Consider the following 26,278-nt stretch of genomic DNA (forward strand, 5'->3'; position numbering starts at 1 on the left):
CGCCGCCCCGCCGCCGCCCGCCGGCGCCCCCCGGTCGTTCCGCGACACCGCGGCCTTCCACCTGGCCAACAGCGCGGCCCTGTGGGACGGGCAGGGCGACCGCCCCGCGAGCCCCCCGCCGCCCCCCCCCCCCGAGCCCCCGCCCGCCCCGGCCTGGCCGGCGACGCCCGCCCACCCCACGGGAGCCGAGCCCGCCCCGCGCCGCTCGCTGGCCGACCGCCTGCCCAGCACCCGGATCGTCGCCGCGGCCGCCTGCCTGGTCCTCGGCATCGGCCTCATGGCCGGCGCGGCGGCCGGCAGCTGGCTCACCGACGCCCCCGCCAAGGGCACCCCGACGCCCGAGGCCGCCTTCGCCAAGGGCCAGGACGCCTGGCGCAACACCCCCGTCGACACCCTCTTCCCGCGCACCGTCGAGGGACTGGCCGCCGGACCCGGCGGCGCCGACCGCACCTGGATCCGCATCGCCGTAGCCCCCGACAGCGACTGCACCCCCACCTACGAGGGCCCGCTCGCCAAGGAACTCGCCCCGGCCGGCTGCGCCCGCCTGCTGCGCGCCACCTACGTCGACGCCACCCGCACCGGCGTCATCACCGTCGGCGCCCAGACCACCAAGGCCGACCGCTCCGGGATGATGGACCTCAACGCCCGCTTCAGCACCAAGGACCTGGCCAACCGCAAGACCCTGATGCCGCTGCCGCTGGCGGCCAAGGGCACCCTGGCCGAGGGCTTCGGCCCCGACCAGCGCGCCAGCTGGACCGTGCGGATACTCACCGACATCCCGGTCGTGGTCTACGCCGTCTCCGGGTTCGCCGACGGCCGCGAGGTCACCGACCCGCAGCCCGCCGACGCCGCGGTCCAGCCCGGCGTCACCACCACCCCCGCCGAATCCGGACTCGGCAACGACGCCAAGGGCCTGGCGGACAAGGTCACCGCGACCTTCCGCACGGCGTCCGGCATCCCCGCGCAGCCCACGGAGGTAGCGCCGTGATCAAGTCCGTTCTGCGGGCCGCGACCGTCGCGCTGACCTCCGCCGCACTGGCCGTCCTGCCCTCGCTGCCCGCCCATGCGGACGCCATCCGCGCCCAGCAATGGGGCCTTCAGGCCATCCACGCCCAGGACGCCTGGCAGACCACCAAGGGCGCCGGGATCACCGTCGCCGTCCTCGACACCGGTGTGGACGCGAACCACCCCGACCTCAAGGGCCAGGTGCTGCCCGAGAAGGACCTGATCGGCTTCGGTGCCCGCCCCGGCGACGACACCTGGGCCCAGCACGGCACCGGCATGGCCAGCGTCATCGCCGGCCACGGCCACGGCGCCGACCGCTCCGACGGCATCCTCGGCGTCGCCCCCGAGGCCAGGATCCTGCCGATCCGGGTGATCCTGGAGGACCACGACCCCGACCGCCGACGGGCCCGCGACGAGAAGCCCGGCGCCCTCGCCGACGGCATCCGCTGGGCCGCCGACCACGGCGCCGACGTGATCAACATGTCCCTGGGCGACGACAGCGAGACCGCCCACCCCGACCCCCGCGAGGACGCCGCCATCCAGTACGCCCTCGGCAAGGGCATCCCCGTGGTCGCCTCGGCCGGCAACGGCGGCCAGAAGGGCAACCACGTCTCGTACCCCGCCGCCTATCCCGGCGTCATCGCCGCCACCGCCGTCACCCACCTGGACGCCCGCGCCTCCTTCTCCACCAGCCACTGGTACGCCACGGTCTCCGCCCCCGGCTACGACATCCTCATGGCCGACCACGGCACCGGCTACGTCTCCGGCCTGGGCACCAGCCCCGCCGCCGCCTTCGTCTCCGGTTCCATCGCCCTGATCCGCTCCGCCCACCGCGACCTCAGCCCCGCCCAGATCCGCACCCTGCTCACCAGCACCGCCCAGCACCGCCCCCAGGGCGGCCGCGACGACGACTTCGGCGCCGGCCTCGTGGACCCCGCCGCCGCCCTCAAGGCCGCCGCGAACCTCACCCCCACCCCCCAGAAGCCGGCCCCCGTCGCCTACCCCCACCGCTACTTCGGCCCCGGCCCCGTCACCGACCCCGCCGACGACACCCCCGTCAACTGGCTCCCCTGGACCCTCGGCGCCACCGGCCTGGCCCTCACCACGGGCGCCTTCGTCATCTGGCGGAGGTCCGCGGCGGTGAGTTGACCTCCCACGTTGTCGGCCGTCCCGCCGCGGGGTTCGCGTTTTGCGCCTGCGGCGCGGGGCCGGTCCGCTGCGCGGGGCTGTTCGGCCGCGGTGCCGGGTCTGTGGGGTGGGGGTGGGCCGGACTGCTGCGCTTCACGCCCGGCCCACCTCCACCCCACAGACCCGTCCCCTCCCGTTGTGACGGGTGAGGGGAGAGGCACGGGGGCGGGCGCGGTCCGGGGTACCGGGCGTGGATAGTCTCGCGGGGTGCAGAAGAACATCCCCAATCCCGGCTTCGCCGACGACGACGGCTCGGCCGCCCCCGCGCTCACCGCGGCGCTCGCGGCCTACGCGGCGGACCCCGGCACCGAACCCGCCCTGCTGGCCGCTCTGGCCGACGCCCGCCTCCTGGTCCCGGTCGTGGCGGTCCTCGGCGAGGTCGAGACCGGCCCCGACGGGCTGCGTCGGGAGAAGACCAGCGACATGGCGGTGCCCACCCTCACCGCTCCCGACGGCCGCCGCGCGCTCCCCGCCTTCACCTCCATGGAGACCCTCCAGCGCTGGCGCCCGGACGCCCGCCCGGTCGCCGTGCCGCTCCGGCAGGCCCTGCTGGCCGCCGCGCACGAACAGGCCGACACCGTCGTCATCGACCTGGCCGGACCGGTCACCTACCAGCTCACCGGCTCCGCCCTGCGGGCACTGGCGGAGGGCCGCACCACCGCCGACCCGCTCGCCGACCCGGCCGTCACCGAGGCGCTGCGGGCCCTCCTCGCCGCCGAGCCCGCGGTCGTCCTCGCCCGGCTGGTGCGGTCCGCCGAGACCGACGGCACCCTCGCCCTGGGCCTCGCCGCCGACGCTGTCCCCGCCGAGGCCGCCCAGCGGCTGGCGCAGGCGCTGGCCACCGACGAGACCCTCCGCGCCCGACTGGTCCGGGGCCTCGACCTGGCCCTCCTCCCGCCCGGCGCCGAAGCCTCCGGGGAACTCCTCTACCAGCGCTGATCCGCCGGGATCCGGGCCGCGGGGACGGCCTTCGCGGGGCTCTCCCGGGGCCGGGCGGCGCCCGCGCCCAACGGGCGGCTTCGTCCTCCGGGCCGCACAATGCGAGGAGAGCTCAAGATCCACGCGAGGAGAGCCCATGGAGACCACGGAGACCCGCACGGTCGTATCCGAATTCCTCGGCACGCTGCTCCTGGTGTTCTTCGCCGTCGGCGCGGCAGTGCTGGCCGGCGAATACATCGGTACCTTCGGCATCGCCCTGGCCTTCGGCTTCGTCATGCTGGCGCTTGCCTACGCCCTCGGCCCGATCTCGGGCTGCCACATCAACCCCGCGGTGACGCTCGGCATGCTCCTTGCCAAGCGCATCACGGTCCGTACGGCCGTCGAGTACTGGATCGCGCAGGTCCTCGGCGGCATCGTCGGAGCCGCCCTGCTCTTCCTGGTCGCCAAGCAGGTACCGGGACTCCAGACCCACGCGGCCTTCGGTACGAACGGCTGGGGCGACCGCTCGGCGGTGCACATCAACCTCGGCGGCGCGTTCGTGGCCGAGATCGTGATGACGTTCCTGTTCGTCTTCGTGGTGCTCGGCGTCACGCACAAGGTCGCGGTGCTGGGCTTCGGCGGTCTGGCGATCGGCCTGGCCCTGGCCACCGTCCACCTCATCGGCATCCCGCTGGACGGCACCTCGGTGAACCCGGCGCGGAGCCTCGGCCCGGCCCTCTTCGCGGGCGGTGCGGCCATCACCCAGGTGTGGCTGTTCATCCTCGCGCCCCTGATCGGCGGCGCACTGGCGGCGGTGGTGCACCAGATCACCCATCCGCCGCAGGAGCCGGTCGTGATCGCCGACCGGACCGCCCGCGGCGAGCCGACCACGCCGGACGAACCGGCCTCCGGCGACCGCGTCTGAGGCGCGTCCCGGCGCGCATACGACGACGAGCCCCGGCCGCACGGGGCCGGGGCTCGTCGTCGCGCGGGTCCGCCCGCCGGGCTCAGCCGTAGACCGGCCCGGTGAACTTCTCGCCGGGGCCCTGGCCCGGCTCGTCGGGCACCACCGACGCCTCGCGGAAGGCGAGCTGGAGCGACTTCAGGCCGTCCCGCAGCGGCGCCGCGTGGTAGGAGCCGATCTCGGTGGCGCTGGCGGTGACCAGCCCGGCCAGCGCGTGGATGAGCTTGCGGGCCTCGTCCAGGTCCTTGTGGTCCGCGCCGTCCTCGGCGAGCCCGAGGTTGACCGCCGCCGAGCTCATCAGGTGCACCGCGACCGTGGTGATCACCTCCACCGCCGGAACCTCGGCGATGTCCCGGGTCATGGTGTCGAAGTCGGGCTGCGCCGGGCCGGCGGTCTCCGACGCGGCCGGCTGCTGGGGGGTCTGCTCGCTCATGTGCTGGGGCTTCACTTCCTGCTGGAGGGGTCGCCCCCAGCCTATGACCCCGTCCGGCGGCCCCGTGCCCGGGAGCCCTCCGGGGCCGGGGTGACGCGGCACCGGGGCCCCGGAGAGCGGGGGAGCGCGGACGGGAGGCCCCGCTGCGTCAGCACGAGAGTGGGAGGTCACCCCTTGACTCGTGTATTCTGGTTGCTGCGACCGGCCGGACACCTCAGTGACCGGCCCACAAGTGGAGGCTCCGATCTCCCACCCGACCGATCTCAGGTTGGCGGGTCAACGGTCCGGCTGCGCCCCGCGAGATTTCGCGGCGGTGCTCCTGATCCACGTGGAGCCCCGCCTGTGTCCCGTCGGGGCATTTTTTGATGTACCGGCGCGGTTGGTCACACCGAACAGACGTTACGCGGCAGTCCGCCAGGCCGTCGCGTGGTGCTACCGAGGAGGATCCATCAGCGCCGAGCCCCGCATCAACGACCGGATTCGCGTCCCCGAGGTGCGACTCGTCGGTCCCAGTGGCGAGCAGGTCGGCATTGTGCCGCTTGCCAAGGCCCTGGAGCTTGCGCAGGAGTACGACCTCGACCTCGTCGAGGTGGCGGCGAACGCCCGTCCGCCGGTCTGCAAGCTCATGGACTACGGAAAGTTCAAGTACGAGTCGGCTATGAAGGCCCGTGAGGCGCGCAAGAACCAGGCGCACACGGTCATCAAGGAGATGAAGCTCCGGCCGAAGATCGACCCGCACGACTATGACACCAAGAAGGGTCACGTCGTCCGGTTCCTCAAGCAGGGTGACAAGGTCAAGATCACGATCATGTTCCGTGGCCGTGAGCAGTCTCGCCCCGAGCTGGGCTTCCGACTGCTCCAGCGGCTTGCGGAGGACGTCCAGGAGCTCGGCTTCATCGAGTCGAACCCCAAGCAGGACGGCCGGAACATGATCATGGTCCTCGGTCCGCACAAGAAGAAGACCGAAGCGATGGCCGAGGCCCGTGAGGCGCAGGCCGCCCGCAAGGCGGAGCGCCAGGGCGGGGCTCCCGCGGAATCCGCCGAGGAGCCCGCTGAGGAACCCGCCGAGGCGTGAGCTCTCGGGTGGGCTGCCCCGGATTCAGGCCGGGGCACCAGCCCCGGAACAACCGATACATCTGACGCTCCCGCATGCCGGTCTTCGCCGGTGGGGGCGCCACTGACGAGGAGAGAACGGCGCATGCCGAAGAACAAGACGCACAGCGGTGCCAGCAAGCGCTTCAAGGTCACCGGCTCCGGCAAGGTGCTGCGCGAGCGCGCCGGCAAGCGCCACCTGCTCGAGCACAAGTCGTCCCGCGTGACGCGTCGCCTCACCGGCAACGCCGAGATGGCCCCGGGCGACGCCGCGAAGATCAAGAAGCTTCTCGGCAAGTGAGCCGGGGCGCTCCGCCGCACAGGCGGGGCGCACCGTCCCGACCGGGACCCCACGTCGATTCGGGCCGTGTGACGAACAACCACGGCCCCGCTACAAGGAGTTAACAAGTGGCACGCGTCAAGCGGGCAGTCAACGCTCACAAGAAGCGCCGGGCGATCCTGGAGCAGGCCAGCGGCTACCGCGGCCAGCGCTCGCGCCTGTACCGCAAGGCCAAGGAGCAGGTGACCCACTCCTTCGTCTACAACTACAACGACCGCAAGAAGCGCAAGGGCGACTTCCGTCAGCTGTGGATCCAGCGCATCAACGCCGCTGCCCGCGCCAACGGCATGACCTACAACCGCTTCATCCAGGGTCTGAAGGCCGCCAACGTCGAGGTGGACCGCAAGATCCTCGCCGACCTCGCGGTCACCGACGCCGGTGCGTTCGCCGCGCTGGTCGAGGTTGCGCAGAAGGCGCTGCCGAGCGACGTCAACGCCCCGAAGGCTGCTGCCTGAATCCCAGCCTGACAGCGTTGTGACGTCGTGACGGCGTTGTGATTGCGGACCCGCGGGCCCCGGCCTGCGGGTCCGCCGCGTTTCCGGCCGCCCTGTGTCCGCACCGGGTTCCCGCACCGAACGAAAGAAGCGAGCCGCCGCCCATGGGCACCCCCGAGCTGATCTCCCCGCGTTCCCCGCGAGTCGCCGCCGCCCGGCGGCTGGCCCGGCGCCATTTCCGGGGCAAGGAACGCCGGTTCATCGCCGAGGGGCCGCAGGCCGTCCGGGAGGCCGTCGCGCACCGCGCCGGGGGAGCGCCCACGCTCATCGAGCTGTTCGCCACCGTCGAGGCCGCCGAGCGGCACACCGAGATCGTCGAGGCGGCCCGGGCGGCGGGCGTGCCGGTGCACTTCGCCGACGACAAGACCGTCGCGGACGTCTCCCAGACCGTCACCCCGCAGGGGCTGGTGGGCGTCTGCCGGTTCCTGGACTCGCCGTTCGAGGAGATCCTGGCCGCGCGCCCGCAGCTGGTCGCGGTGCTGGCCAACGTCCGTGACCCCGGCAACGCCGGTACGGTGCTGCGCTGCGCGGACGCCGCGGGCGCCGACGCGGTGGTGCTGACCGACGCCTCCGTTGACCTCTACAACCCCAAGTCGGTGCGGGCGTCGGTGGGTTCGCTGTTCCACCTGCCGGTCGCGGTGGGCGTGCCGGTGGAGCAGGTGGTGACCGGGCTGCAGGGCGTCGGGGTGCGGATCCTGGCCGCCGACGGGGCCGGCGACCGCGACCTGGACGGGGAGCTGGACGCCGGCGCCATGGGCGGGCCGACCGCCTGGGTCTTCGGCAACGAGGCGTGGGGACTGCCCGAGGAGACCCGGGCGCTGGCCGACGCCGTCGTGCGGGTGCCCATTCACGGCAGGGCCGAGAGCCTCAACCTCGCGACCGCCGCCGCGGTGTGCCTGTACGCCTCTGCGCGCGCCCAGCGCACCACCGGAGGTTGCCGCGGGACGTCACCCGCCGGAGGGGCGTAGTCGCGATCCCGCCGGCCGGGCCGGGCCGAGCTAGTAGTCTTGCCAGCTCCGGCCCGGAAGGGGGTAACACGGCGATGACGGCGAGGACTTCGGCCAGGGCTGCCGTCGTTGACGGCTGCCCGCCCGAGGGGTCCGGCGCGGACCTCGGACTGACCCCCGACGACCTCCCCGACGGTCTGGTCGTGGCCGACGAGCACGGCCGGGTGATCTGTTTCAACGCCGCCGCCGCCCGGATCACCGGTATCGAGCCGCCCGCCGCGCTGGGGCGCCCGGTCGGGGACGCCCTGCCGTTGCAGGACCTCGAAGGCCGTCGCTGGTGGCAGCTGACCGACCCGTACGGGGGACTCGCCATCCGCCGGGGCCAGCCGGAGCGGAACCTCCTGCTGGGGGGCCGCGAGGTGCTGGTCTCCGCCCGCTATGTCCGCACCCGGCCCACCGGCCCGGTGCGGCGGCTGGTGATCGGGCTGCGGGGCACCGAGGCCCGGCGGCGCACCGAGCTGAGCCACGCCGAGCTGATCGCCACCGTCGCCCACGAGCTGCGCTCGCCGCTCACCTCCGTCAAGGGCTTCACCGCCACCCTCCTCCAGAAGTGGGAACGCTTCACCGACGACCAGAAGCGGCTGATGCTGGAGACGGTGGACGCCGACGCCAACCGCGTCACCCGGCTGATCGCCGAGCTGCTGGACATCTCCCGGATCGACTCCGGGCGGCTGGAGGTCCGCCGGCAGCGGGTCGACATGATCGCGGCGGTCCGGCGGCACGTACAGGCGCAGGCCACCGCGGGCCAGCGGCCGGACCGCTTCCTGATCCGGATGCGGGATCCGCTGCCCGATCTGTGGGCAGACCCGGACAAGGTGGACCAGGTGCTGGGCAACCTCCTGGAAAACGCGGTGCGCCACGGCGAGGGAACGGTCACCATCGAGGTCGGACCGGTGAAGGACGCCAGTGGCGGAGAGGGGACGAGCGTCACCGTGAGCGACGAGGGCCCCGGTATCCCCGAGGAGTCGATGAGCCGCGTGTTCACCCGTTTCTGGCGGGGCAGCAAGCGCGGTGGCACCGGGCTGGGCCTCTATATCGTCAAGGGCATCGTCGAGGCCCACGGCGGCACGATCACGGTCGGCCGGGCCCCGGCCGGCGGCGCCCAGTTCCGATTTAGCCTGCCCGTCGCGGCCCCGGCCTTCCTGGCCTAGGGGACACGGCGGGCGCCCCGCACCCAGGGGCGGACGGGCCGCCGGCGGCCCGCCCCTTAGACTTGACCTTTGGCACCTTTGGCGCACAGGCATCGCGGACACGCGGGCGCAGAGCCGAGGCGAAGCGAGCCGCGCCAAGCCACACCACCGGAAGCACGGGAAGAGATGTCCGCACCCAATAAGTCGTACGACCCTGTCGAGGTCGAAGCCCTGAAACCGGAAGAGATCGCCCGACGGGTCGATGAGGCGCTGGCCGCCATCGCCGCCGCGGGTGACCTCGACGCGCTCGCCCAGGCGAAGATCGCGCACGCCGGTGGCACCTCGCCGCTCGCCCTCGCCAACCGTGAGATCGGCGCCCTCCCCCCGCACGCCAAGGCGGACGCCGGCAAGCGCGTCGGCCAGGCCCGCGGCCGCGTCAACCAGGCGCTCAAGGCCCGCCAGGAAGAGCTGGAGGCGGAGCGCGACACCCGCGTCCTGGTCGAGGAGGCAGTGGACGTCACGCTGCCGTACGACCGGGTCCCGGCCGGCGCCCGCCACCCGCTGACCACCTTCATGGAGCGGGTCGCCGACGTCTTCGTGGCCATGGGCTACGAGGTCGCCGAGGGCCCCGAGGTCGAGGCCGAGTGGTTCAACTTCGACGCCCTGAACTTCGTGCCGGACCACCCGGCGCGCCAGATGCAGGACACCTTCTTCGTGCAGGGCAACGGCACCCAGGGTGATGAGTCGGGCGTCGTGCTGCGGACCCACACCTCGCCGGTGCAGGCCCGTACGCTCGTCGACCGCGAGCCGCCGGTGTACGTCGTCTGCCCGGGGCGGGTCTACCGCACCGACGAGCTGGACGCCACGCACTCCCCGGTCTTCCACCAGATCGAGCTGCTCGCCGTCGACGAGGGCCTGACCATGGCGGACCTCAAGGGCACCCTGGACCACATGGTCCGGGCGCTGTTCGGTCCGGACATGAAGACCCGGCTGCGGCCGAACTACTTCCCGTTCACCGAGCCGTCCGCCGAGATGGACATGGTCTGCTACGTCTGCCGTGGCGCCTCCGTGGGCAACCCCGACCGTCCCTGCCGTACCTGCTCCAGCGAGGGCTGGATCGAGCTGGGCGGCTGCGGCATGGTCAACCCCAAGGTGCTGGTCGCCTGCGGCGTCGACCCCGAGAAGTACAGCGGCTTCGCCTTCGGGTTCGGAATCGACCGGATGCTGATGTTCCGGCACAACGTGGAAGACATGCGCGACATGTTCGAGGGCGACGTCCGGTTCACCCGGCCGTTCGGGATGGAGATCTGATGCGGGTCCCGCTTTCTTGGCTGCGGGAGTACGTCGACCTGCCGGCGACGACGACCGGGCGCGACCTACAGGAGAAGCTCATCGGGGTCGGCCTGGAGGTCGAGACCGTCGAGCGGCTGGGCGACGGCCTCAAGGGCCCGCTCGTGGTCGGCCAGGTGCTGACCATCGAGGAGCTGGAGGGCTTCAAGAAGCCGATCCGCTTCTGCACGGTGGACGTCGGCCCGGCCAACGGGACCGGTGAGCCGCAGGAGATCGTCTGCGGTGCGCGGAACTTCGCGGTCGGCGACAAGGTCGTGGTCGTCCTCCCCGGCGCCGTGCTGCCCGGTGACTTCAAGATCGCCGCGCGCAAGACGTACGGCAGGAAGTCGCACGGCATGATCTGCTCCGGCGACGAGCTGGGCATGGGCGACGACGGCAGCGGCGGCATCATCGTGCTGCCGCCCGGGACCGAGGTGGGCACCGACGCGATCGAGCTGCTGGAGCTCGTCGACGAGGTGCTGGACATCGCCGTCACCCCGGACCGCGGCTACTGCCTGTCGCTGCGCGGGGTGGCCCGCGAGGCGGCCATCGCCTTCGGGCTGCCGCTGCGCGACCCGGCGCTGCTGGACGTGGCGCCGCCGAACGCCGGCGGCTACCCGGTCCAGATCGGCGACCCCATCGGCTGCGACCGCTTCACCGCGCGCACGGTGACCGGCCTGGAGCCGGAGGCCCGTACCCCGATCTGGATGCAGCGCCGGCTGCAGAAGGCCGGGATGCGGCCGATCTCGCTCGCCGTGGACATCACCAACTACGTGATGCTGGAGCTGGGCCAGCCGCTGCACGCCTACGACCGGACGACCGTCGACGGTCCGATCGGTGTGCGCCGTGCCACCCCGGGCGAGGAACTGGTCACCCTGGACGGCACCAAGCGGGTGCTGACCGGCGAGGACCTGGTCATCACCGACAACCGCGGCCCCATCGGGCTGGCCGGTGTGATGGGCGGCGCCAACACCGAGATCGCCGCGCCGGTCGTCGACCCGGAGACCGGGCGGCTGCACGGCACCACCGACGTGGTGGTCGAGGCCGCACACTTCGACGCGATCTCCATCGCCCGGACCGCCCGCCGCCACAAGCTGTCGTCGGAGGCCGCCAAGCGCTTCGAGCGCGGGGTGGACCCGGAGGCGGCGTCCGCGGCGGCGCAGCGCACCGTGGACCTGCTGGTGCTGCTCGCCGGTGGCACCGCCGAGGAGGGCGTCACGGAGGTGGTCTCGCCGCGCGGGCCGCGGACGATCGCCATCCCGGCGAACCACCCGGACAAGGTCGCCGGTGTGGCCTACGGGCGGGAGTCCGTCGTCCGCCGCCTCCAGCAGGTGGGCTGCGACGTCTACGGGCAGGACGAGCTGGTGGTCACGGTGCCGTCCTGGCGCCCGGACCTCAGCGAACCGAACGACCTGGCCGAGGAGGTCATCCGGCTGGAGGGCTACGAGAACCTGCCCTCCACGCTGCCGCTGCCGCCTGCCGGCCGTGGTCTGACGGAGCGTCAGCGGCTGCACCGCCGGGTCGGCCGCGCGCTGGCCGGCGCCGGGTACGTCGAGGCGCTGAACTACCCGTTCACCGGCTCCGCCGTCCTCGACCAGCTCGGCATCGAGCCGGACGACCCGCGGCGGGACGCGGTCACCCTGGTGAACCCGCTGTCGGACGAGGAGCCGGACCTCCGCACGACCCTGATCCCCGGGCTGCTGGCCTCGCTGCGCCGCAACTACGGGCGGGGCAACCACGACCTGGCGCTCTTCGAGACCGGTCCGGTCTTCCGGGCGACCGGGCAGGAGCAGCCGGCCCGCCGCCTGGTGGTGGACCGCCGGCCGACCGACGACGAGATCGCCTCGCTGGACGCCTCGCTGCCGCAGCAGCCGCGCCGGGCCGCGGTGGTCCTGGCCGGCGCCCGCGAGCAGGCCGGCTGGTGGGCTGCCGGTTACCCGGCCGGATGGGCCGACGCCGTCGAGGCGGGCCGGACCGTCGCCCGTGAGGCGGGCGTCGAGCTGATCGTCCGCCAGGACCAGCACGCCCCGTGGCACCCCGGCCGGTGCGCGGCGCTGCTCGCCCTGGTCGACGGCGAGGAGGTGCTCGTCGGCAACGCCGGTGAGCTGCACCCGCGGGTCGTCAAGACCCTGGGTCTGCCGGAGCGCACCAGCGCGATGGAGATCGACCTGGACCGGCTGGAGCGGGCCGCGTCCGGTGCGCTGAAGGCGCCGCGGATCTCCACGTTCCCGGTCGCCACGCAGGACGTCGCGCTGATCGTCGACGCCTCGGTGGCCGCGGCGGACGTCGAGACCGCCCTCCGGGACGGCGCCGGCGAACTGCTGGAGTCGGTGCGGCTGTTCGACGTCTTCACCGGTGAGCAGGTGGGCGCCGGCAAGAAGTCGCTGGCCTACGCGCTGCGGTTCCGGGCGGACGACCGGACGCTGACGGCCGACGAGGCCACCGCGGCCCGGGACGCGGCGGTCGCCGTCGCGGTCGAGCGGGTCGGCGCGGCCCTGCGCGGCTGACGCCGCCGGCCTCGTGCCGGATGCGGGCCCCTGTCCACGGTGGTGGGCGGGGGCCCGTCGCGTTTCCCGCGGATCGGCGGCCGTTCACCGCATCCGGTTCGCACCCCGTGTGAACTCCCCCTGATTACGCTGGACTTACGGAGTCCGTACGTCCCTGGGGGGCGAGGCATGGAACCCAACACGCTGCTCGACGCGATCCTGGACGAGGCCGGTGTCTCGCACGCCGGGCTCGCGGCACGGATCAACCACCTCGGGCGGCGGCGCGGGCTCGCGCTCCGCTACGAGCACACCGCGGTGGCGCGGTGGCTCAAGGGGCAGCGGCCGCGCGGGCAGGTCCCGGACCTGATCTGCGAGATCCTCGGCGAACGGCTGCGCCGGCCGGTGGGCCTGGCCGACATCGGGCTCAGCGGGCCCGGCACGCCGCAGGCTCCGGGCACCCCGCTGTCGGGGTTCGTCGAGCGGGCCACCGCGCTGTGGCGGTCCGACGAGCAGCAGCGGCCGCACGTGGTCGCGGCGCCCGCGCTCACCGGGACGTCCGCGATCATCCCCGTATGGGAGTGGGAGAACCCGCCGGAGGACTTCGACGTCTCGCGCGACGGGGTGACCCGGGTCGGGATGGCCGACATCGAGATGCTGCGGGCCGCGCGGACCCACTACGAGCAGATGTACCGGAAGGCGGGTGGTATCGCTACCAGAGCGCGCATCGTCGGATTCCTCAACACCGAGGCGGCGCCGCTGCTGCGGGGCAGCTACAGCGATGCGACGGGGCGTCAGCTGCACCGGGCGACCGGTGGACTGGTGGCCGTCGCGGGCATCTGCGCGTACGACTCGGACTCTCTCGGGCTGGCCCAGCGCTACTTCCATCAGGCGCTGCGGCTGGCAAAGGCCAGCGGGGACCGCGGACTCGGCGCGTATGTGATCGCGCTGCTGGTCAACCAGTCCCTCTTCGTACGGGAATACCGCCAGGCGGTCGCCTTCGCGGAGGCGGCGCTGCGCACCGCGGGCGGACAGCTCACCCCGGCGCTCTCCGCCGACCTCCACGCCATGCAGGCCAAGGCGTACGCGCGACTGGGCGACGGCGCCGGCGCGCTGGACTGCATCCGGCGGGCCGAGGCGGCGGCGGAGCGGATCCGCCCCGGGATGGAGCCCGCCGAGACGGGCTACGTGCAGCCGGGCCTGGTGAACGTACAAGTGGCGGAGGCGCTGCTCAGCCTCGGGGACCTGCGGGCCGCCCGGGAGCAGGCGGACGCCGCCGTGGACACCCCCGCACATGACCGCGGCCGGGTGCACCGGCTGGCCATGCTCACCCATATCGAGCTGCGCCAAGGGGACGCGGACCGGGCCGTGGCCAATGCCGCGGAGATGACGGAGCAGGCCCGGGGCATGGAGTCGCAACGCCTGCGGGACCGGCTGCGAGCGGTGCGCGAGCATCTGGCGGAGACCGGGAGCTCCGCGACGGACGAGGCTGCCGATCTCATCGACGAGGTGCTGCGCGTTCCGCTGTGACCGGGCTCGTGTCACCTTGCCGGCCCTCAAGCGGAAGGTGGCAGTTACGTGCGTTGGAACAATCTCAGCGAAAAGCCGGTCTACGCGAATCCCTGGTTCCGGGTCAACCTGGCCGATGTGGCCCTCCCCGACGGCCGTCACCTGGATCACTTCCTGATCCGGATGCGGCCGGTCGCAGTGGCCACCGCGGTCAACGAGGCCAATGAGGTGCTGCTGCTGTGGCGGCACCGGTTCATCACCGACAGCTGGGGCTGGGAGCTGGCCGCCGGCGTCGTGGAGGACGGGGAGGATCCGGCCGCCGCGGCCGCGCGGGAGATGGTGGAGGAGACCGGGTGGCGACCCGGGCCCCTGCACCACCTCCTCACGGTGGAGCCGTCCAACGGCCTCACCGACGCGCGGCACCACATCTACTGGTCCGACCGTGCCGAGTACCTCGGCGCCCCGGAGGACGACTTCGAGTCGGACCGGCGGGAGTGGGTCGACCTCAAGCTGGTGCCCGACATGGTGCTGAGGGGGGAGGTGCCGGCCGCGAACATGGCCGCGGCGCTGCTGATGCTCCACCACATCCGGCTCGGCTGAAGTCGGCCGGCGTCAGCGCCCGGACGCCTGCCACAGGGCGGCCGCCAGCGCCGCGAGCGCCGTGAGCGCGGCGAGTGAGGGGAGCGGCCAGCGGCGGCTCTCCAACCGTGTGACGCGGGCCTGGAGTTCGTCCGCGTCACGCGTGGTCTGCTCGCAGCGCTGAGCCTGCAGCCTGAGCTGGCCGTCGACGGTGGCGGTGCGTACGTCGAGTAGGCGTCTGAGCTCGGCTAAGTCGGCGGCGATCGGATCGGTGTCCTGGTGGGCGGTCACGTTCCGCTCCTCTTTCCTTCTCCTGGTGGCGGTCGGGTGGTTACCCGCACCAGTCAACTGCGCTGGGAAGGAAGGCGGGAGCGTGTGCGACGGGGAGATACGGGTCAGCGGTTCACACCCCGTGCGAAGTGACGCGGCGTGAGCGTTTCGCACGGGGTGTGAAGCGGGCGCACCGAGATGGCGCATTCACACACTGTCATCAACGGCCCAAAGGGAGTTGACTCTTGGATACGGGGGCCGAAGCCGGCGGTCGGGCGCCCGCCGGCCGGATCCGCCCGCCGAACCATCCCCCGAGCGGCGGGCGGACGGCCCCCGTTCCGCCCCGGCGGAGCGGCGCCCTCAGTACGAGTAGAACCCCGACCCGGACTTCCGCCCCAGCCGCCCCGCGTCCACCATCCGCTGGAGCAGTGGGGGAGCGGCGTACAGCGGCTCCTTGTACTCCTCGTACATGGAGGCCGCGACCGAGGCGACGGTGTCCAGGCCGATCAGGTCGGAGAGCTTGAGCGGGCCCATCGGGTGGGCGCAGCCCAGCTCCATGCCGTTGTCGATGTCCTCGCGGCTGGCCATGCCGGACTCGAACATCCGGATCGCGGAGAGCAGGTACGGGATGAGCAGGGCGTTCACCACGAAGCCCGAGCGGTCCTGGGCGCGGATGGCGTGCTTGCCGAGCACGTTCTCGACCAGCGACTCGGCGCGCTTGAGGGTCTCCTCGCCGGTGGTCAGGGCGGGGATCAGCTCGACGAGCTTCTGCACCGGTGCCGGGTTGAAGAAGTGGATGCCGATGACGTGGTCGGGCCGGGAGGTCGCGACCGCCAGCTTCACCAGGGGGATGGACGAGGTGTTGGAGGCCAGGATCGCGTCCGGGCGCACCACCACCTGGTCGAGCACCTGGAAGATCTCCGTCTTGACCTGCTCGTTCTCCACCACGGCCTCGATGACGAGGTCGCGGTCGGCGAACTCACCGAGGTCGGTGGTGAAGCTGAGCCGGCCGAGCGTCGCATCGCGCTCGGCCACGGTGATCTTGCCGCGTTCGGCGGCCTTGCCGAGGGAGTTGGTCAGGCGGGTGCGCCCCAGCTCCAATGCCTCGCCGGTGGTCTCCGCAACCTTGACGTCCAGCCCGGCGCGGGCGCACACCTCGGCGATGCCAGCGCCCATCTGGCCGCAGCCGACCACTCCGACGCGTGCAATGTCGGCGAATGAGTCCGTCACCTCGTGCCTTTCGCTGATCTTCAGGACTGGCGGTACGCCGTAAGGGTCCGACGCCCGCCTCGCCCCCGACGTTACTCCGCGAGGTGCTGGGAGGACGGCGCCGGGGCGGGCATTCTGAGGCTGCTACATGGGACGAAACGGACAAGATGGGGGCTTTTCATGCGAGGGATCACACGCCGCGGGTTCGGCGCGGCGGCACTGGGTGCCGCCTCCTGTCTGCTGGGTGCGGGTGCCGCGGAGGGCCGGGGCGCCCCGGCCGGACGCGAGCTGCGCGGGATGTGGCTGGCGACGGTGGCGAACGTGGACTGGCCGTCCCGGCCCGGCCCGGACCGCGCCGCCCAGCAGCGGGAACTGGTCGCGCTCCTCGACCGGGCGGTCGAGCGGCGGCTGAACACGGTGTTCTTCCAGGTGCGGCCGACGGCCGACGCGCTGTGGCCGTCGCCGTACGAGCCCTGGGCGCAGTACCTGACCGGCGTACAGGGCCGCGATCCGGGCTGGGACCCGCTGGGCTTCGCGGTCCGCGAGGCCCACCGGCGCGGCCTGGAGCTGCACGCCTGGTTCAACCCGTACCGGGTGGCCAACCACGCCGACCCCGGCCGGCTGGCGCCCACCCACCCGGCCCGCCGGCATCCGGGGTGGGTCCTCCCGTACGGCGGCAAGCTCTACTACAACCCGGGGCTGCCCGAGGTCCGCCGCTTCGTCCAGGACGCGATGCTGGACGCGGTGCACCGCTACCCCGTCGACGGGGTGCACTTCGACGACTACTTCTACCCGTACCCGGTCGCCGGCCAGGCGTTCCACGACGACGCGGCCTACGAGGCGTACGGCGCGGGCTTCGCCGACCGCGGCGACTGGCGGCGGGACAACATCGACCTGCTGATCCGGGAGATGCGGGAGCGGATCGCCGGGACGGGCCGGCGGGTGCGGTTCGGCGTCAGCCCGTTCGCGGTCTGGCGCAACGCCGCGACCGATCCGCACGGCTCGCGGACCGAGGCCGGGGTGCAGACCTACGACGACCTCTACGCCGACACCCGCCGCTGGGTGCGGGAGGGCTGGCTCGACTACATCGTGCCGCAGGTGTACTGGCCGCTGGGCTTCGCCGCCGCCGACTACGCGGAACTGGTGCCGTGGTGGGCCCGGACCGTGGCGGGCACCCGGGTGGACCTCTACATCGGCGAGGCCCTCTACAAGGCGGGCCGGACCGGGCAGCCCGAAGCCTGGCGGGACCCGGCCGAACTCTCCCGCCACGTCACCTTCGCCCGGCGGTACCCGCAGGTCGGCGGGCACGTCTTCTTCTCGGCCAAGGACGTGGTGCGGGATCCGCTGGGCGCGCTGGCCCGGGTCGTCAAGGACCACTACGGGGGCGCCGCGGCCGGGGTGTGACGGTCGCACGAGCGCGGCGGTGGCGGGGGCCCGCCACCGCCGCGGGTCCGTCAGCGGATGGTGTGCGGTTCCTTGGACCTGGGGTGCTGGACGACGCAGTCCGGGCCGGGCCACATGATCGTCTCGTGGCCGTCCTCGGCGCGGACGCGGTAGGGCGGCTCGCCGTTGATCCCCAGCACTTCCACGATCTCGACCATGTGGTCGCCGTGACCGACCGTTCTGCCGTGCACCAGCAGCCGGTCGCCCTTGCTCGCGTGCATCTGGGCTCCTCCCGCCTCGGGCGGCCGCCTACCGGGCGGCCGACGCGCACGACGACCGGGCGGTGGAACGGCCAACGGATTGCGGGCCCGGGAACGGCCCGGACGGCACTCCTGCCATCGCCGCCAGTTTATGTCCGCAGGGCCGGAGCGCACCCGGTGAGCCGGCCGCGCCCCGCCCGGCCCGCGGCCGTCAGCTCCGCGCCCGCTGGGTGACCACGATGCACCCCAGCACCGCCAACGCCGTCACGGGCGCGGCCGGCGGCAGCCGCTCGCCGAGCAGCACCACCGACCAGATCAGGGTCAGCAGCGGCTGGGCGAGCTGGAGTTGACTGGCCCGGGTGACGCCGATGGCGGCCATCCCGCGGTACCAGACCACCATCCCGAGGAACGTCGAGCCGGCCGCCAGCCACAGCAGCCCGGCCACCGCGTGACCCGTCAGGTGCAGCGGCTCGGCGGCCAGCGCCCACACCGCGCCCGGCACGGTCACCGGCAGCGCCAGCACCAGCGCCCAGCCGATCACCTGCCACCCCGGCATGTGGCGGGCCAGCCGGCCGCCCTCGGCGTAGCCCGCCGCGCACACCAGCAGCGCCGCGAAGAGGAACAGGTCGCCGGTGCCCGGCGTGCCGCCGCTCTGCTGCACCGCGAAGCCGATGACGGCGGCGGCGCCGACCAGCGCGGCGCCCCAGAACGTACGGGACGGCCGGGCCCCGGTGCGCACTGCCGAGAAGGCGGCGGTGGCCAGCGGCAGCAGGCCGATGACCACGGCGGCGTGCGAGGTGGTCGAGGTCTGCAGCGCGAGGGTGGTCAGCAGCGGGAAGCCCAGGACGACCCCGCCCGCGACCACCGCGATACCGGCCCAGTGGCGGCGTTCGGGCACCCGGACCCGGCAGGCCGCCAGACACGAACCGGCCAGCGCGGCGGCCAGCACGCTGCGCAGCATCACCACCGTCCAGGGGCCCATGCCCTCCAGCGCCCAGGCGGTCGCCGGGAACGTCAGGGAGAAGGTGGCGACACCGAGGGCGGCGAGGAGGGCGCCGGAGCCGGACGCGTGGGCCGGCGGGTGCGCCGCGGCGGGGGCCGGGGCCGGGGTGGTGACCGCTATCGGTGAGGGGGCGATAGCGCTATCGTTGGCTCTCATGCATGAGCGTAGCAGTGGTGCCGAGCTGGCCGCGATCCTCCGAGAGGAGCTGGAGCGCTACTCTCCAGGTGAGAAGCTGCCGTCGAGTCGCACCTTGGTCGAGCGGCACCGGGTCAGCCCGGTGACGGTCTCCCGGGCGCTAGCCGAGCTGGTCGCCGAAGGGCTGGTCGTCACCCGCCCCGGCGCCGGGGCGTTCCGGGCCGAGCCCGGCCGTGCGACGCCGCGCCGGGCCGACACCTCCTGGCAGGAGATCGCGCTGAGCGCCGAACCGGCCGGTGACCAGGTGCCGCGCAGCGTGGACGCCTCCGGAGTCCTGGCCACACTCGCCACCCCCGCGCCCGGCGTCATCGAGCTCAACGGCGGCTATCTGCACGCCACCCTCCAGCCGGAACGCGCCCTGGCCGCCGCGCTGGCGCGGGCCGGCCGGCGGCCCGGCGCCTGGAGCCGCCCGCCGGTGGGCGGGGTGCCGGAGCTGCGGGCCTGGTTCGCCCGGGAGATCGGCGGCCCCGGCGGCCCGCTCGCCGCCAGCGACGTCCTGATCACCGCGGGCGGCCAGAGCGCCCTGACCGCGGCGGTGCGCGCCCTCGCCGCGCCCGGCGCGCCGGTCCTCGTCGAGTCGCCGACCTACCCCGGCATGCTGGCCGTCGCCCGCGCCTCAGGGCTCCGCCCGGTCCCGGTCCCGGTGGACGCCGACGGCGTCCGCACCGATCTGCTCGCCGACGCCTTCCGGGCCAGCGGCGCCCGGCTGTTCATCTGCCAGCCGCTGTTCCAGAACCCGTCCGGCACGGTGCTGGCCGCCGAGCGCCGCCGGGAGGTGCTGCGGGTGGCCCGCGCGGCCGGCGCCTTCGTGGTCGAGGACGACTTCGCCCGGCTGCTGGGCCACGCCGACGCGCCCCCGCTGCCGCCGACCCTGATCGCCGACGATCCGGACGGCACCGTGGTCCACGTCCGTTCGCTGACCAAGGCGACCTCGCCGAGTCTGCGGGTGGGCGCCCTGGCGGCCCGCGGCCCGGTGCTCGACCGGCTGCGCGCCATCCAGGTCGTCGACAGCTTCTTCGTGCCCGGTCCGCTCCAGGAAGCCGCGCTGGAACTCGTCGGATCGCCCGCCTGGAGCCGTCATCTGCGGCTGATAGCAGGGGAGTTGCAGGTGCGCCGGCAGGCCCTGCGGACCGCCCTGCAGCGCGAGCTGCCGGCGTTGGGCACCGGGGGCCCCGGGGAGCGTACGGCGCCCGGCGGCTACCACCTCTGGCTGCGGCTGCCGGGCGGCACCGACGAGGCGGCGCTGACCGGCGCCGCGCTGCGGGCCGGCGTCGCGGTGGCGCCCGGCCGCCCCTATTTCCCCGCCGAGCCGCCGGCCGCCCACTTCCGGCTGAGCTTCGCCTCGGCGGCCGGCGCCGGCGAGTTGGCCGAGGGCATCCACCGACTCAGGGCCGCCTGCGACGAACTGGACGTCCCCGTGGCGTGAACCAGGTGGAAGGGCCGGGTTCGGGAACCCGTTCGACGCGGGCCCGCCCCTTCTGCCAGTCTCCCGGCATGACTGCCCGCGCCCTCGACGGCTACGAGATCTCCACCGACCCGGACCGCCTCGACTCCGACCTGGTCCACCACTGGCTGGCCACCGACTCCTACTGGGCCCTCGGCCGCTCCCGCGAGCACCACGACCGGGCCATCGCAGGCTCGCTCAACTTCGGCCTGTACGAAGCCGGTTCGGGGCGCCAGGCCGCCTACGCGCGGATCGTCACCGACTACGTCACCTTCGCCTGGCTCTGCGACGTCTACGTCTCCCGCGACGACCGCGGCAAGGGACTGGGCACCGCCCTGGTCGAGGCGGTCGCCGACCACCTGTCCCCGCACGGGCTGGCCCGGATCACCCTCGCCACCAAGGACGCGCACGGCGTCTACGCGAAGATCGGCTTCCGGCCGCTGACGGCCCCCGACCAGTGGATGACGCTGGGGCTGCTCGACCCGGGCCCGGCCGCCCCGTGACGCCGGGAGCCCCCTCGTGACCGGGGATCCCGTACCGCCGCCCGGCGCCTGGGCGGCCCGGGCGCTGGGCAGGCTGGCCGCCGACGCCGCGCCCACCCCGCTGCGGCCCCTGCGCCTGCCCGCCCTCCCGGAGCTCGAACTCCACGTCAAGGACGAGTCCGCGCACCCCACCGGCAGCATCAAGCACCGCCTGCTGCGGGAGCAGTTCCGCGCCGCCGTCGAGAACGGCGCGCTGGCCGGGGGGACGCCGGTGGTGATGGGCAGCGGCGGCGCCGCGGCGGTGGCCGGGGCGTACTTCGCGCGCCTGGTGGGCCTGCCGTTCACCGCCGTCCTGCCGCGGACCGCACCGGCCGCCGTGCGGGCCCGGATCGAGCGGTACGACGGCCGCTGCCGGATCGGCGAACTGCCGCCGGCGGCCGTACTGGAGGAGGCCCGGGCACTGGCGGAGCGCACCGGCGGCCACCTCCTCGACCACTTCGCCGCGGCCGCCGGGCCACCGGACGGGCCGGGCCCGCTGCCGGGCCTTGCCGAGGAGATCCTGGCCGGGCTGCGGGGCGCCCGCCATCCGGTACCGGAGTGGCTGGTGGCCGGTGCCGGAACCGGCGCCACCGCCGCGTCCCTCGGCCACCACCTGCGCAGCCACCGCCTGCCGACCCGGCTGGCGGTCGCCGACCCGGAGAACTCCGCCTACTTCCCGGCGTGGGCGAGCGGCTGCGCCGACTACGCGACCGGGATGCCGTCCCGGATCCCCGGCATCGGCCGCCCGCGCACCGAACCCGGCTTCCGGGCCGACCTGATCGACCTGGTCGTCCCGGTCCCGGACGCCGCCTCCGTCGCCGCGATGCGCTGGCTGCACACGACCGCCGGCCTCGCCTGCGGCCCGGCCACCGGCACCGCCCTGTGGGCGGCCTGCCACCTCGCCGCGCGACTGCGGTCCGAGGGCGCCCGGGGAGGTCTGGTCCTGGTCGCCGGGGACGGCGCGGAGCCTTACCGCACCACCCATCTCGACCCCGGTTGGCTGGCCGCCAAGGGGCTCGACCCGGCGCCGTACGAGGCGCTGCTGGAGCGGTTCGCGCGGACCGGGGAATGGGCCTGGCCGCGGCCGGCGGACTAGGGCGTGTCCGCCCGGTGGAGCGAGCCCCGGGGCCGCGGGACGGCCCTGAGGCGCTCCGGCGGGTCACGCCGCGTGGTCCGGCCCGGGGGGCGGCGGTCCCGCCTCCCGCATCAGCCAGGCGTTGGCCGCCGCGACCCGGCCGGCCACCTTCAGCTTGGCGTAGGCGTGCTCCAGGTGCTTGTCGACGGTCCGCGGGCTGATCTCCAGCCGGTGCGCGATCTGCTGGTTCGTCAGGCCGTCGGCGAGCAGGCCCAGTACGGCCGATTCGCGGCGGGTGACCAGGTCCCGGGCCGGTGCCGGGGCCGGTGGGGCCAGGCGGCCCAGGACCCGGCTGAGGCGGGTGCGCAGCAGATGGGCGGCGGCCACGTCGGCGTCGCTGAAGTCGCTGCCGCTGCGGTCGCGGCTGACCACCACCGAGACCCGCCGCGGCGCTCCCGCGGCGTACCCGGCGGGGAAGGACATCGCCAACTGCCGCTCGGCGCCGAACGGCCGGTAGACGTCGGCGTAGACGGGCAGCGCGTGGAACTCGCCCGGGGTCTGCAGGGCCGAGCGGCGCAGCGGGGTGCCGCTGCCGATCCGGGTGTGCCGGACGAAGGAGTCGCACCACCACCCCCGGTCGAACGCGTCCAGCACGTCCTGGCTCAGCAGGTCGTCCGGGAGGGTGCGGAGCGGATGGACCGGGTCCGGGCGGGGCGACCAGATGATGCTGTCGCCGGGCAGCGCGCCGAGCAGCAGGGGGAGCAGCGCCGGAACCAGGGTGTCCTCGTCCACGGCGTCGATGAGGAGGTCCACGACGGAGAGGATGCGCCGCAGGCCGGCCTCCGCGGCCGCGCTCATACGTCCAGCGTGCCGAGCCCTCCGGCACAGGTCAAGGCCGCTCGGGACGGCTCCCCGGCGTTGTGGGGAGCCGCCCGGAGCGGGGCCACCCGGCCGGCCGGGGGAAGACCGGCCGGGGGCGTCGGGCGCGTCAGCGCCCGACGGCATAGACGCGGTTGACCGGGCTCTGGGCCGCCAGTCGCCAGTGGTGCAGCCCGGCCGCGTCGGCGAGTTCCCGCAGGGCCCGTTCTCCCGCGTGGTTCCCCAGGGCCTGCGGACCGTGTTGGGCCAGCGCGGAGGGCAGGCAGACGGCCACCGAGGCGGCGGTCAGCACCCGGCCGACCGGGTTGGCGTTCTCCTCGGCGCGCGCTGAGGCGTTCGGCTCCACGATCATGCAGGTGCCGCCCTCGGCCAGCGCGTGCGCGGCGTGCCGGAGCGCGGCGCCCGGGTCGCCGATGTCGTGCAGGCAGTCGAAGTATGTGATCAGGTCGAAGCCCTTGCCGGGGAAGTCGTCGGCGGCCGCCACCTCGAAGGACACCCGGTCGGCCACGCCCTGCTCGGCCGCGATCCCGCGGGCCGTCTCGACGGACGGGCGGTGGAAGTCGTAGCCGGTGAAGCGGGAGTTGGGGAACGCCCGCGCCATCAGCGCCGTCGAGTACCCGTAGCCGCATCCGACGTCCGCCACCGTGCCGCCGCGCTCCAGTTTCTCCACCACGCCGTCCAGCGCGGCCAGCCACTCCGGCACCAGGGCCGCCGTGTAGCCGGGGCGGAAGAACTTCGCGGTGCCCTCGAACAGCGCCGCTCCGTGGTCCTCCCAGCCGATGCCCTCGCCGGTGCGGAACGCCTCCATCAGGCTGTTCTCGGTGGCGTACAGCGCCTGCAGCATGGTGAAGAAACCGGCCGCGTAGCTGGGGAGCCCGGGGTCGGCGAGGACCGCGGCGTGCTCGTCCGGCAGCTGGTAGGTGTCGCGGTCCGGCGCGTACGTCACGTACTCGCCGGCCACCTGGGCCGCCAGCCACTCCCGGACGTACCGCTCGACCAGCCCGGTGCGGGCGGCGAGCTGCGCGGAGGTCAGCGGGCCGGCGCCGTCCATCGCCCGGTACAGCCCGAGCCGGTCGCCGAGGGAGGTGCACAGGCCCGCGACCGCGGCCCCGCCGTCGGTGATCACCCGTTCCAGGAACGCGCCCACCCGGTCCTCCCGGGTGGTCCCGCCGTTCCCGGCGGCGCCCGGTGCGGCCGGGGCGGAAACCGCCATGGCCGTCACCTCCTCGCCTCACTCCCTCCACTGCACCAGCTCCGGCGGCCTGTGCGCCATACGCGGTTCCCCGTATACGCGGGGCCGGGCGGGTACGGGCGGCCGACACTGGAGGTGAGGAGGTGGTGGGTGATGCGCAAGATGATCGACTGCCGGGACCACCCCAGTGAGACGAACTGCACCCTCGTCCTCATCGGCGAGGAGGAGGAAGTGCTCCGCGCCGCCACCGCGCACGCGATCGCCGTGCACGGCCACACGGACAGCCCCGAACTGCGCGAACAACTCCGCAAGTCCCTCAGGAACGAGATGCCGCAGCCCGCGTGAGCCGCCGCCGGAGCGGTGGACCGAGCCCGGCCGTCCCTCTGCGGCGGCCGGGTCCTCCGTGTCCGGGGCGGGCCCCGGTACCCGCGTTCGGGCCCGCTGAGGTCGTCCGGTCGCGCCACCCGGCGCAGGATCGTCCTGGGACGGTGCACCGACCGGGCGCGTCCCGGGCCGCCGCGCCGCGGTACGGCCACCGGACGGTACGGCCGCGGACACGGCCGCCGGGACGACCGGGAACGCACGGACGGGAGCGGGCCGATGGCGGACGGCGCGGCGCACGGCACGGGGGATCGGCACACCGCGGACCGGGCGCGCGCCGGTCTGGACCGCCGGCACTTCCTCGGCACCGCCACCGGGATCGCGGCGCTCGCCACCGGCCTGACCGGCTGCGGCTCCCCGGGCGGCACCGCCCACGGCCGGCCGCCCACGGACCCGCTCGACGCCGAGCGCACCCGCCCCGGCAGCCCGGACTGGCGGCTGCGCGCCACCGGCCCGCCGGACGCGATCGAGGGCTACCCGGACCGGGTGAGCGTGCTGCCCGGCGAGGAGTTCGGCCTGCACGTCTCCACCACCGCGCCCGGTTTCCGCGTCTCCGCCTACCGGGTCGGCTGGTACGGCGGCGCCCAGGCCCGGCTGGTGTGGCGCTCGGACCGGCTCGCCGGGCGGCGCGGCCCCGCCCCGCGGTGGGTGGCGGGGACCCGCACGGTGGAAGCCGGCTGGCCGCGCACCGCCACCGTCCGCACCGACGGCTGGCCGCCGGGCGCCTACCTGCTGCGCCTCGACGCGGACCACGGCCACCAGCGGTACGTCCCGCTGGTCGTCCGCTCGGCCGGCGCGGCGGCCCGCACGGTCCTGATGCACGCGGTGACGACCTGGCAGGCGTACAACGCCTGGGGCGGCCACAGCCTCTACCGGGGCCGGGACGGCTCGTACGCCACCCGCTCGCTCGCCGTCAGCTTCGACCGCCCCTACGACGCCACCGGCGCCGAGAAGTTCCTGGTCTACGAGCGCGCCCTGGTGGTGCTGGCGGAACGCCTCGGCCTGCCGCTGGCCTACACCACCTCGGTGGACGTCCACCGCGACCCGTCCGCACTGCGCGGCGCCACCGCCGTGCTCTCCCTCGGCCACGACGAATACTGGACGCCGCAGCAGCGCGACCACGTCACCCGGGCCCGCGACACCGGCACCAACATCGCCTTCCTCGGTGCCAACGCCTGCTTCCGCCGGGTCCGCCTGGACGCCGGGCCGGGCGGCCCGCTGCGCACCGTGACCTGCTACAAGACCGCCTACCGCGACGACCCCCGGTTCGCCGCCCACGACGAGCCGCCCACCCACGACTTCCGCGAGCCACCCGCCGCCGACCCGGAGTCGACGCTGACCGGCGTCTTCTACGAGGGCTATCCGACGGACGCGCCCTATGTCGTCCACGGCGCCGACCACTGGCTCTTCGAGGGCACCGGCGTCCGGGCCGGCGACGCCTTCGCGCACCTGGTCGGCGTGGAGTACGACCGGGTCACGCCCGGCACCCCCACCCCCGCCGACCTGGAGATCGTCGCGCACTCCCCGTTGGTCTGCGGGGGCCGCGCCAGTCACGCCGACTCCGCCTACTACACCGTCCCGGGCGGTGCCGGGGTCTTCGCCACCGGCACCATGCGCTGGGTCGAGGCCCTCATGGCGGGCAGCCGGGACAACGGCCGCGACCACGGCCTGGACCGCCGCACCGGCGCCTTCGTCACCCGCACCACGGAGAACCTGCTGCGCGCCTTCGCCGAGGGCCCGGCGGCCCGGCTCCGCCCGGCACCGGAACGCAACACGGACCGGGTGTACGGGGCCTGAGCCGGGCACCATCGGGCGCGGCGGCGCCACCTGACACCACGACTTTGTTTTTCAAAGCACATGCTTGGAAAATCCAACTACGGTCGCTACGCTGCCTCACCGTGATCGGAAACAGTGGCGAAACGGCATGCCGCAGGGTCGACAGGGCCAACAGGGATGACGGGACTCGCACGGCCGACATGACTGACAGAACCAGCA

26 protein-coding genes are annotated in these 26,278 nt (G+C 74.0%); 19 read left to right on the top strand and 7 right to left on the bottom strand.

The window, feature by feature from the left end:
• The 4 genes from CG747_RS14770 to CG747_RS14785 all read left to right on the top strand — a co-directional run.
• A partial coding sequence (locus CG747_RS14770) for a hypothetical protein (protein ID WP_308303781.1) occupies positions 1–988 on the top strand: 988 nt, incomplete at its 5' end.
• Positions 985–2,154: a type VII secretion-associated serine protease mycosin gene (mycP, locus tag CG747_RS14775; protein WP_100602190.1), complete on the top strand. Its 1,170-nt coding sequence runs from the start codon at positions 985–987 to the stop codon at positions 2,152–2,154. The genes CG747_RS14770 and mycP, both read left to right, overlap by 4 nt.
• A gap of 246 nt (positions 2,155–2,400) precedes the next feature.
• The gene (locus CG747_RS14780) at positions 2,401–3,132 is read left to right on the top strand and encodes an SseB family protein (protein ID WP_100602191.1); all 732 of its coding nucleotides are present in this window, start codon (positions 2,401–2,403) and stop codon (positions 3,130–3,132) included.
• Between the two features lie 136 nt (positions 3,133–3,268).
• Positions 3,269–4,036: an MIP family channel protein gene (locus CG747_RS14785; protein ID WP_100602192.1), complete on the top strand. Its 768-nt coding sequence runs from the start codon at positions 3,269–3,271 to the stop codon at positions 4,034–4,036.
• Positions 4,037–4,118: 82 nt separating this feature from the next.
• Here CG747_RS14785 and CG747_RS14790 read toward each other — a convergent pair whose 3' ends face one another.
• On the bottom strand, positions 4,119–4,508 hold the full coding sequence (locus CG747_RS14790) for a DUF1844 domain-containing protein (protein WP_100602193.1): 390 nt from the start codon (positions 4,506–4,508) through the stop codon (positions 4,119–4,121).
• Between the two features lie 379 nt (positions 4,509–4,887).
• Here CG747_RS14790 and infC point away from each other — a divergent pair, with 379 nt between their 5' ends.
• From infC to CG747_RS14840, 9 genes are all read left to right on the top strand, one after another.
• Positions 4,888–5,583, top strand: a complete 696-nt coding sequence (gene infC / locus CG747_RS14800; protein WP_100602194.1) for a translation initiation factor IF-3 — start codon at positions 4,888–4,890, stop codon at positions 5,581–5,583.
• A gap of 123 nt (positions 5,584–5,706) precedes the next feature.
• On the top strand, positions 5,707–5,901 hold the full coding sequence (rpmI, locus tag CG747_RS14805) for a 50S ribosomal protein L35 (protein ID WP_016576627.1): 195 nt from the start codon (positions 5,707–5,709) through the stop codon (positions 5,899–5,901).
• Between the two features lie 107 nt (positions 5,902–6,008).
• Entirely contained in the window at positions 6,009–6,395 is a 387-nt protein-coding gene (gene rplT, locus CG747_RS14810; RefSeq protein ID WP_100602195.1) for a 50S ribosomal protein L20, read from the top strand.
• Between the two features lie 143 nt (positions 6,396–6,538).
• The gene (locus tag CG747_RS14815) at positions 6,539–7,402 is read left to right on the top strand and encodes an RNA methyltransferase (RefSeq protein WP_100602196.1); all 864 of its coding nucleotides are present in this window, start codon (positions 6,539–6,541) and stop codon (positions 7,400–7,402) included.
• Positions 7,403–7,476: 74 nt separating this feature from the next.
• Positions 7,477–8,592 carry a sensor histidine kinase KdpD gene (locus tag CG747_RS14820; protein WP_100602197.1) on the top strand — a complete coding sequence of 372 codons (1,116 nt, stop codon included), beginning with the start codon at positions 7,477–7,479 and terminating at the stop codon, positions 8,590–8,592.
• 165 nt (positions 8,593–8,757) lie between these two features.
• A complete protein-coding gene (pheS, locus tag CG747_RS14825) occupies positions 8,758–9,882 on the top strand; it encodes a phenylalanine--tRNA ligase subunit alpha (RefSeq protein WP_100602198.1) in 1,125 nt (374 codons plus the stop codon).
• A complete protein-coding gene (pheT, locus tag CG747_RS14830) occupies positions 9,882–12,407 on the top strand; it encodes a phenylalanine--tRNA ligase subunit beta (RefSeq protein ID WP_100602199.1) in 2,526 nt (841 codons plus the stop codon). Before pheS ends, pheT begins: the two co-directional genes overlap by 1 nt.
• 168 nt (positions 12,408–12,575) lie before the next feature.
• Positions 12,576–13,913 carry a transcriptional regulator gene (locus CG747_RS14835; RefSeq protein ID WP_100602200.1) on the top strand — a complete coding sequence of 446 codons (1,338 nt, stop codon included), beginning with the start codon at positions 12,576–12,578 and terminating at the stop codon, positions 13,911–13,913.
• 48 nt (positions 13,914–13,961) lie between these two features.
• Entirely contained in the window at positions 13,962–14,492 is a 531-nt protein-coding gene (locus CG747_RS14840; protein WP_100602201.1) for an NUDIX hydrolase, read from the top strand.
• 12 nt (positions 14,493–14,504) lie between these two features.
• Here CG747_RS14840 and CG747_RS14845 read toward each other — a convergent pair whose 3' ends face one another.
• Both CG747_RS14845 and CG747_RS14850 read right to left on the bottom strand, forming a co-directional pair.
• The gene (locus CG747_RS14845; RefSeq protein WP_100602202.1) at positions 14,505–14,762 is read right to left on the bottom strand and encodes a hypothetical protein; all 258 of its coding nucleotides are present in this window, start codon (positions 14,760–14,762) and stop codon (positions 14,505–14,507) included.
• A gap of 339 nt (positions 14,763–15,101) precedes the next feature.
• Positions 15,102–15,971 (bottom strand): 3-hydroxybutyryl-CoA dehydrogenase, encoded by an 870-nt coding sequence (locus tag CG747_RS14850; RefSeq protein WP_180985545.1) that lies wholly within the window; start codon positions 15,969–15,971, stop codon positions 15,102–15,104.
• A gap of 159 nt (positions 15,972–16,130) precedes the next feature.
• Between CG747_RS14850 and CG747_RS14855 the strand changes: the two genes are divergently transcribed.
• Complete coding sequence (locus tag CG747_RS14855; RefSeq protein ID WP_100602204.1) at positions 16,131–17,354, top strand: glycoside hydrolase family 10 protein; 1,224 nt, start codon at positions 16,131–16,133, stop codon at positions 17,352–17,354.
• 50 nt (positions 17,355–17,404) lie between these two features.
• Here the strand turns inward: CG747_RS14855 and CG747_RS14860 are convergent, their stop codons facing one another.
• Together CG747_RS14860 and CG747_RS14865 are read right to left on the bottom strand one after the other, a co-directional pair.
• Positions 17,405–17,614 carry a DUF1918 domain-containing protein gene (locus CG747_RS14860; RefSeq protein WP_100602205.1) on the bottom strand — a complete coding sequence of 70 codons (210 nt, stop codon included), beginning with the start codon at positions 17,612–17,614 and terminating at the stop codon, positions 17,405–17,407.
• Positions 17,615–17,804: 190 nt separating this feature from the next.
• Positions 17,805–18,752 (bottom strand): DMT family transporter, encoded by a 948-nt coding sequence (locus CG747_RS14865; protein ID WP_100602206.1) that lies wholly within the window; start codon positions 18,750–18,752, stop codon positions 17,805–17,807.
• Here CG747_RS14865 and CG747_RS14870 point away from each other — a divergent pair.
• The 3 genes from CG747_RS14870 to CG747_RS14880 all read left to right on the top strand — a co-directional run bounded on the left by CG747_RS14870 (position 18,751) and on the right by CG747_RS14880 (position 21,852).
• A complete protein-coding gene (locus CG747_RS14870; protein WP_100602207.1) occupies positions 18,751–20,217 on the top strand; it encodes a PLP-dependent aminotransferase family protein in 1,467 nt (488 codons plus the stop codon). The genes CG747_RS14865 and CG747_RS14870 overlap by 2 nt on opposite strands.
• A 68-nt stretch (positions 20,218–20,285) precedes the next feature.
• Positions 20,286–20,738: a GNAT family N-acetyltransferase gene (locus CG747_RS14875; protein WP_100602208.1), complete on the top strand. Its 453-nt coding sequence runs from the start codon at positions 20,286–20,288 to the stop codon at positions 20,736–20,738.
• A 16-nt stretch (positions 20,739–20,754) separates the two neighbouring features.
• Positions 20,755–21,852 carry a pyridoxal-phosphate dependent enzyme gene (locus CG747_RS14880; RefSeq protein ID WP_100602209.1) on the top strand — a complete coding sequence of 366 codons (1,098 nt, stop codon included), beginning with the start codon at positions 20,755–20,757 and terminating at the stop codon, positions 21,850–21,852.
• Between the two features lie 63 nt (positions 21,853–21,915).
• Here CG747_RS14880 and CG747_RS14885 read toward each other — a convergent pair whose 3' ends face one another.
• Both CG747_RS14885 and CG747_RS14890 read right to left on the bottom strand, forming a co-directional pair.
• Positions 21,916–22,689 carry a helix-turn-helix transcriptional regulator gene (locus CG747_RS14885; RefSeq protein WP_100602210.1) on the bottom strand — a complete coding sequence of 258 codons (774 nt, stop codon included), beginning with the start codon at positions 22,687–22,689 and terminating at the stop codon, positions 21,916–21,918.
• 130 nt (positions 22,690–22,819) lie between these two features.
• The gene (locus tag CG747_RS14890) at positions 22,820–23,923 is read right to left on the bottom strand and encodes a class I SAM-dependent methyltransferase (RefSeq protein WP_100602211.1); all 1,104 of its coding nucleotides are present in this window, start codon (positions 23,921–23,923) and stop codon (positions 22,820–22,822) included.
• A gap of 132 nt (positions 23,924–24,055) precedes the next feature.
• Between CG747_RS14890 and CG747_RS14895 the strand changes: the two genes are divergently transcribed.
• Together CG747_RS14895 and CG747_RS14900 are read left to right on the top strand one after the other, a co-directional pair.
• Positions 24,056–24,247 (top strand): DUF1059 domain-containing protein, encoded by a 192-nt coding sequence (locus CG747_RS14895; protein ID WP_100602212.1) that lies wholly within the window; start codon positions 24,056–24,058, stop codon positions 24,245–24,247.
• Between the two features lie 255 nt (positions 24,248–24,502).
• On the top strand, positions 24,503–26,080 hold the full coding sequence (locus CG747_RS14900) for a N,N-dimethylformamidase beta subunit family domain-containing protein (protein ID WP_180985546.1): 1,578 nt from the start codon (positions 24,503–24,505) through the stop codon (positions 26,078–26,080).
• Positions 26,081–26,278 lie beyond the last annotated feature (198 nt).

It is taken from the genome of Streptomyces sp. CB02959, assembly GCF_002803155.1.
Lineage (GTDB): Bacteria > Actinomycetota > Actinomycetes > Streptomycetales > Streptomycetaceae > Streptomyces.

Excerpts from the sequence above, each read along its gene's own strand:
- CG747_RS14785 (WP_100602192.1), top strand. The coding sequence starts at position 3,269 with ATGGAGACCACGGAGACCCGCACGGTCGTATCCGAATTCCTCGGCACG.
- CG747_RS14790 (WP_100602193.1), bottom strand. The coding sequence starts at position 4,508 with ATGAGCGAGCAGACCCCCCAGCAGCCGGCCGCGTCGGAGACCGCCGGC.
- rpmI (WP_016576627.1), top strand. The coding sequence starts at position 5,707 with ATGCCGAAGAACAAGACGCACAGCGGTGCCAGCAAGCGCTTCAAGGTC.
- CG747_RS14815 (WP_100602196.1), top strand. The coding sequence starts at position 6,539 with ATGGGCACCCCCGAGCTGATCTCCCCGCGTTCCCCGCGAGTCGCCGCC.
- CG747_RS14820 (WP_100602197.1), top strand. The coding sequence starts at position 7,477 with ATGACGGCGAGGACTTCGGCCAGGGCTGCCGTCGTTGACGGCTGCCCG.
- pheS (WP_100602198.1), top strand. The coding sequence starts at position 8,758 with ATGTCCGCACCCAATAAGTCGTACGACCCTGTCGAGGTCGAAGCCCTG.
- pheT (WP_100602199.1), top strand. The coding sequence starts at position 9,882 with ATGCGGGTCCCGCTTTCTTGGCTGCGGGAGTACGTCGACCTGCCGGCG.
- CG747_RS14835 (WP_100602200.1), top strand. The coding sequence starts at position 12,576 with ATGGAACCCAACACGCTGCTCGACGCGATCCTGGACGAGGCCGGTGTC.
- CG747_RS14855 (WP_100602204.1), top strand. The coding sequence starts at position 16,131 with ATGCGAGGGATCACACGCCGCGGGTTCGGCGCGGCGGCACTGGGTGCC.
- CG747_RS14860 (WP_100602205.1), bottom strand. The coding sequence starts at position 17,614 with ATGCACGCGAGCAAGGGCGACCGGCTGCTGGTGCACGGCAGAACGGTC.
- CG747_RS14870 (WP_100602207.1), top strand. The coding sequence starts at position 18,751 with ATGCATGAGCGTAGCAGTGGTGCCGAGCTGGCCGCGATCCTCCGAGAG.
- CG747_RS14865 (WP_100602206.1), bottom strand. The coding sequence starts at position 18,752 with ATGAGAGCCAACGATAGCGCTATCGCCCCCTCACCGATAGCGGTCACC.
- CG747_RS14875 (WP_100602208.1), top strand. The coding sequence starts at position 20,286 with ATGACTGCCCGCGCCCTCGACGGCTACGAGATCTCCACCGACCCGGAC.
- CG747_RS14885 (WP_100602210.1), bottom strand. The coding sequence starts at position 22,689 with ATGAGCGCGGCCGCGGAGGCCGGCCTGCGGCGCATCCTCTCCGTCGTG.
- CG747_RS14890 (WP_100602211.1), bottom strand. The coding sequence starts at position 23,923 with ATGGCGGTTTCCGCCCCGGCCGCACCGGGCGCCGCCGGGAACGGCGGG.
- CG747_RS14895 (WP_100602212.1), top strand. The coding sequence starts at position 24,056 with ATGCGCAAGATGATCGACTGCCGGGACCACCCCAGTGAGACGAACTGC.
- CG747_RS14900 (WP_180985546.1), top strand. The coding sequence starts at position 24,503 with ATGGCGGACGGCGCGGCGCACGGCACGGGGGATCGGCACACCGCGGAC.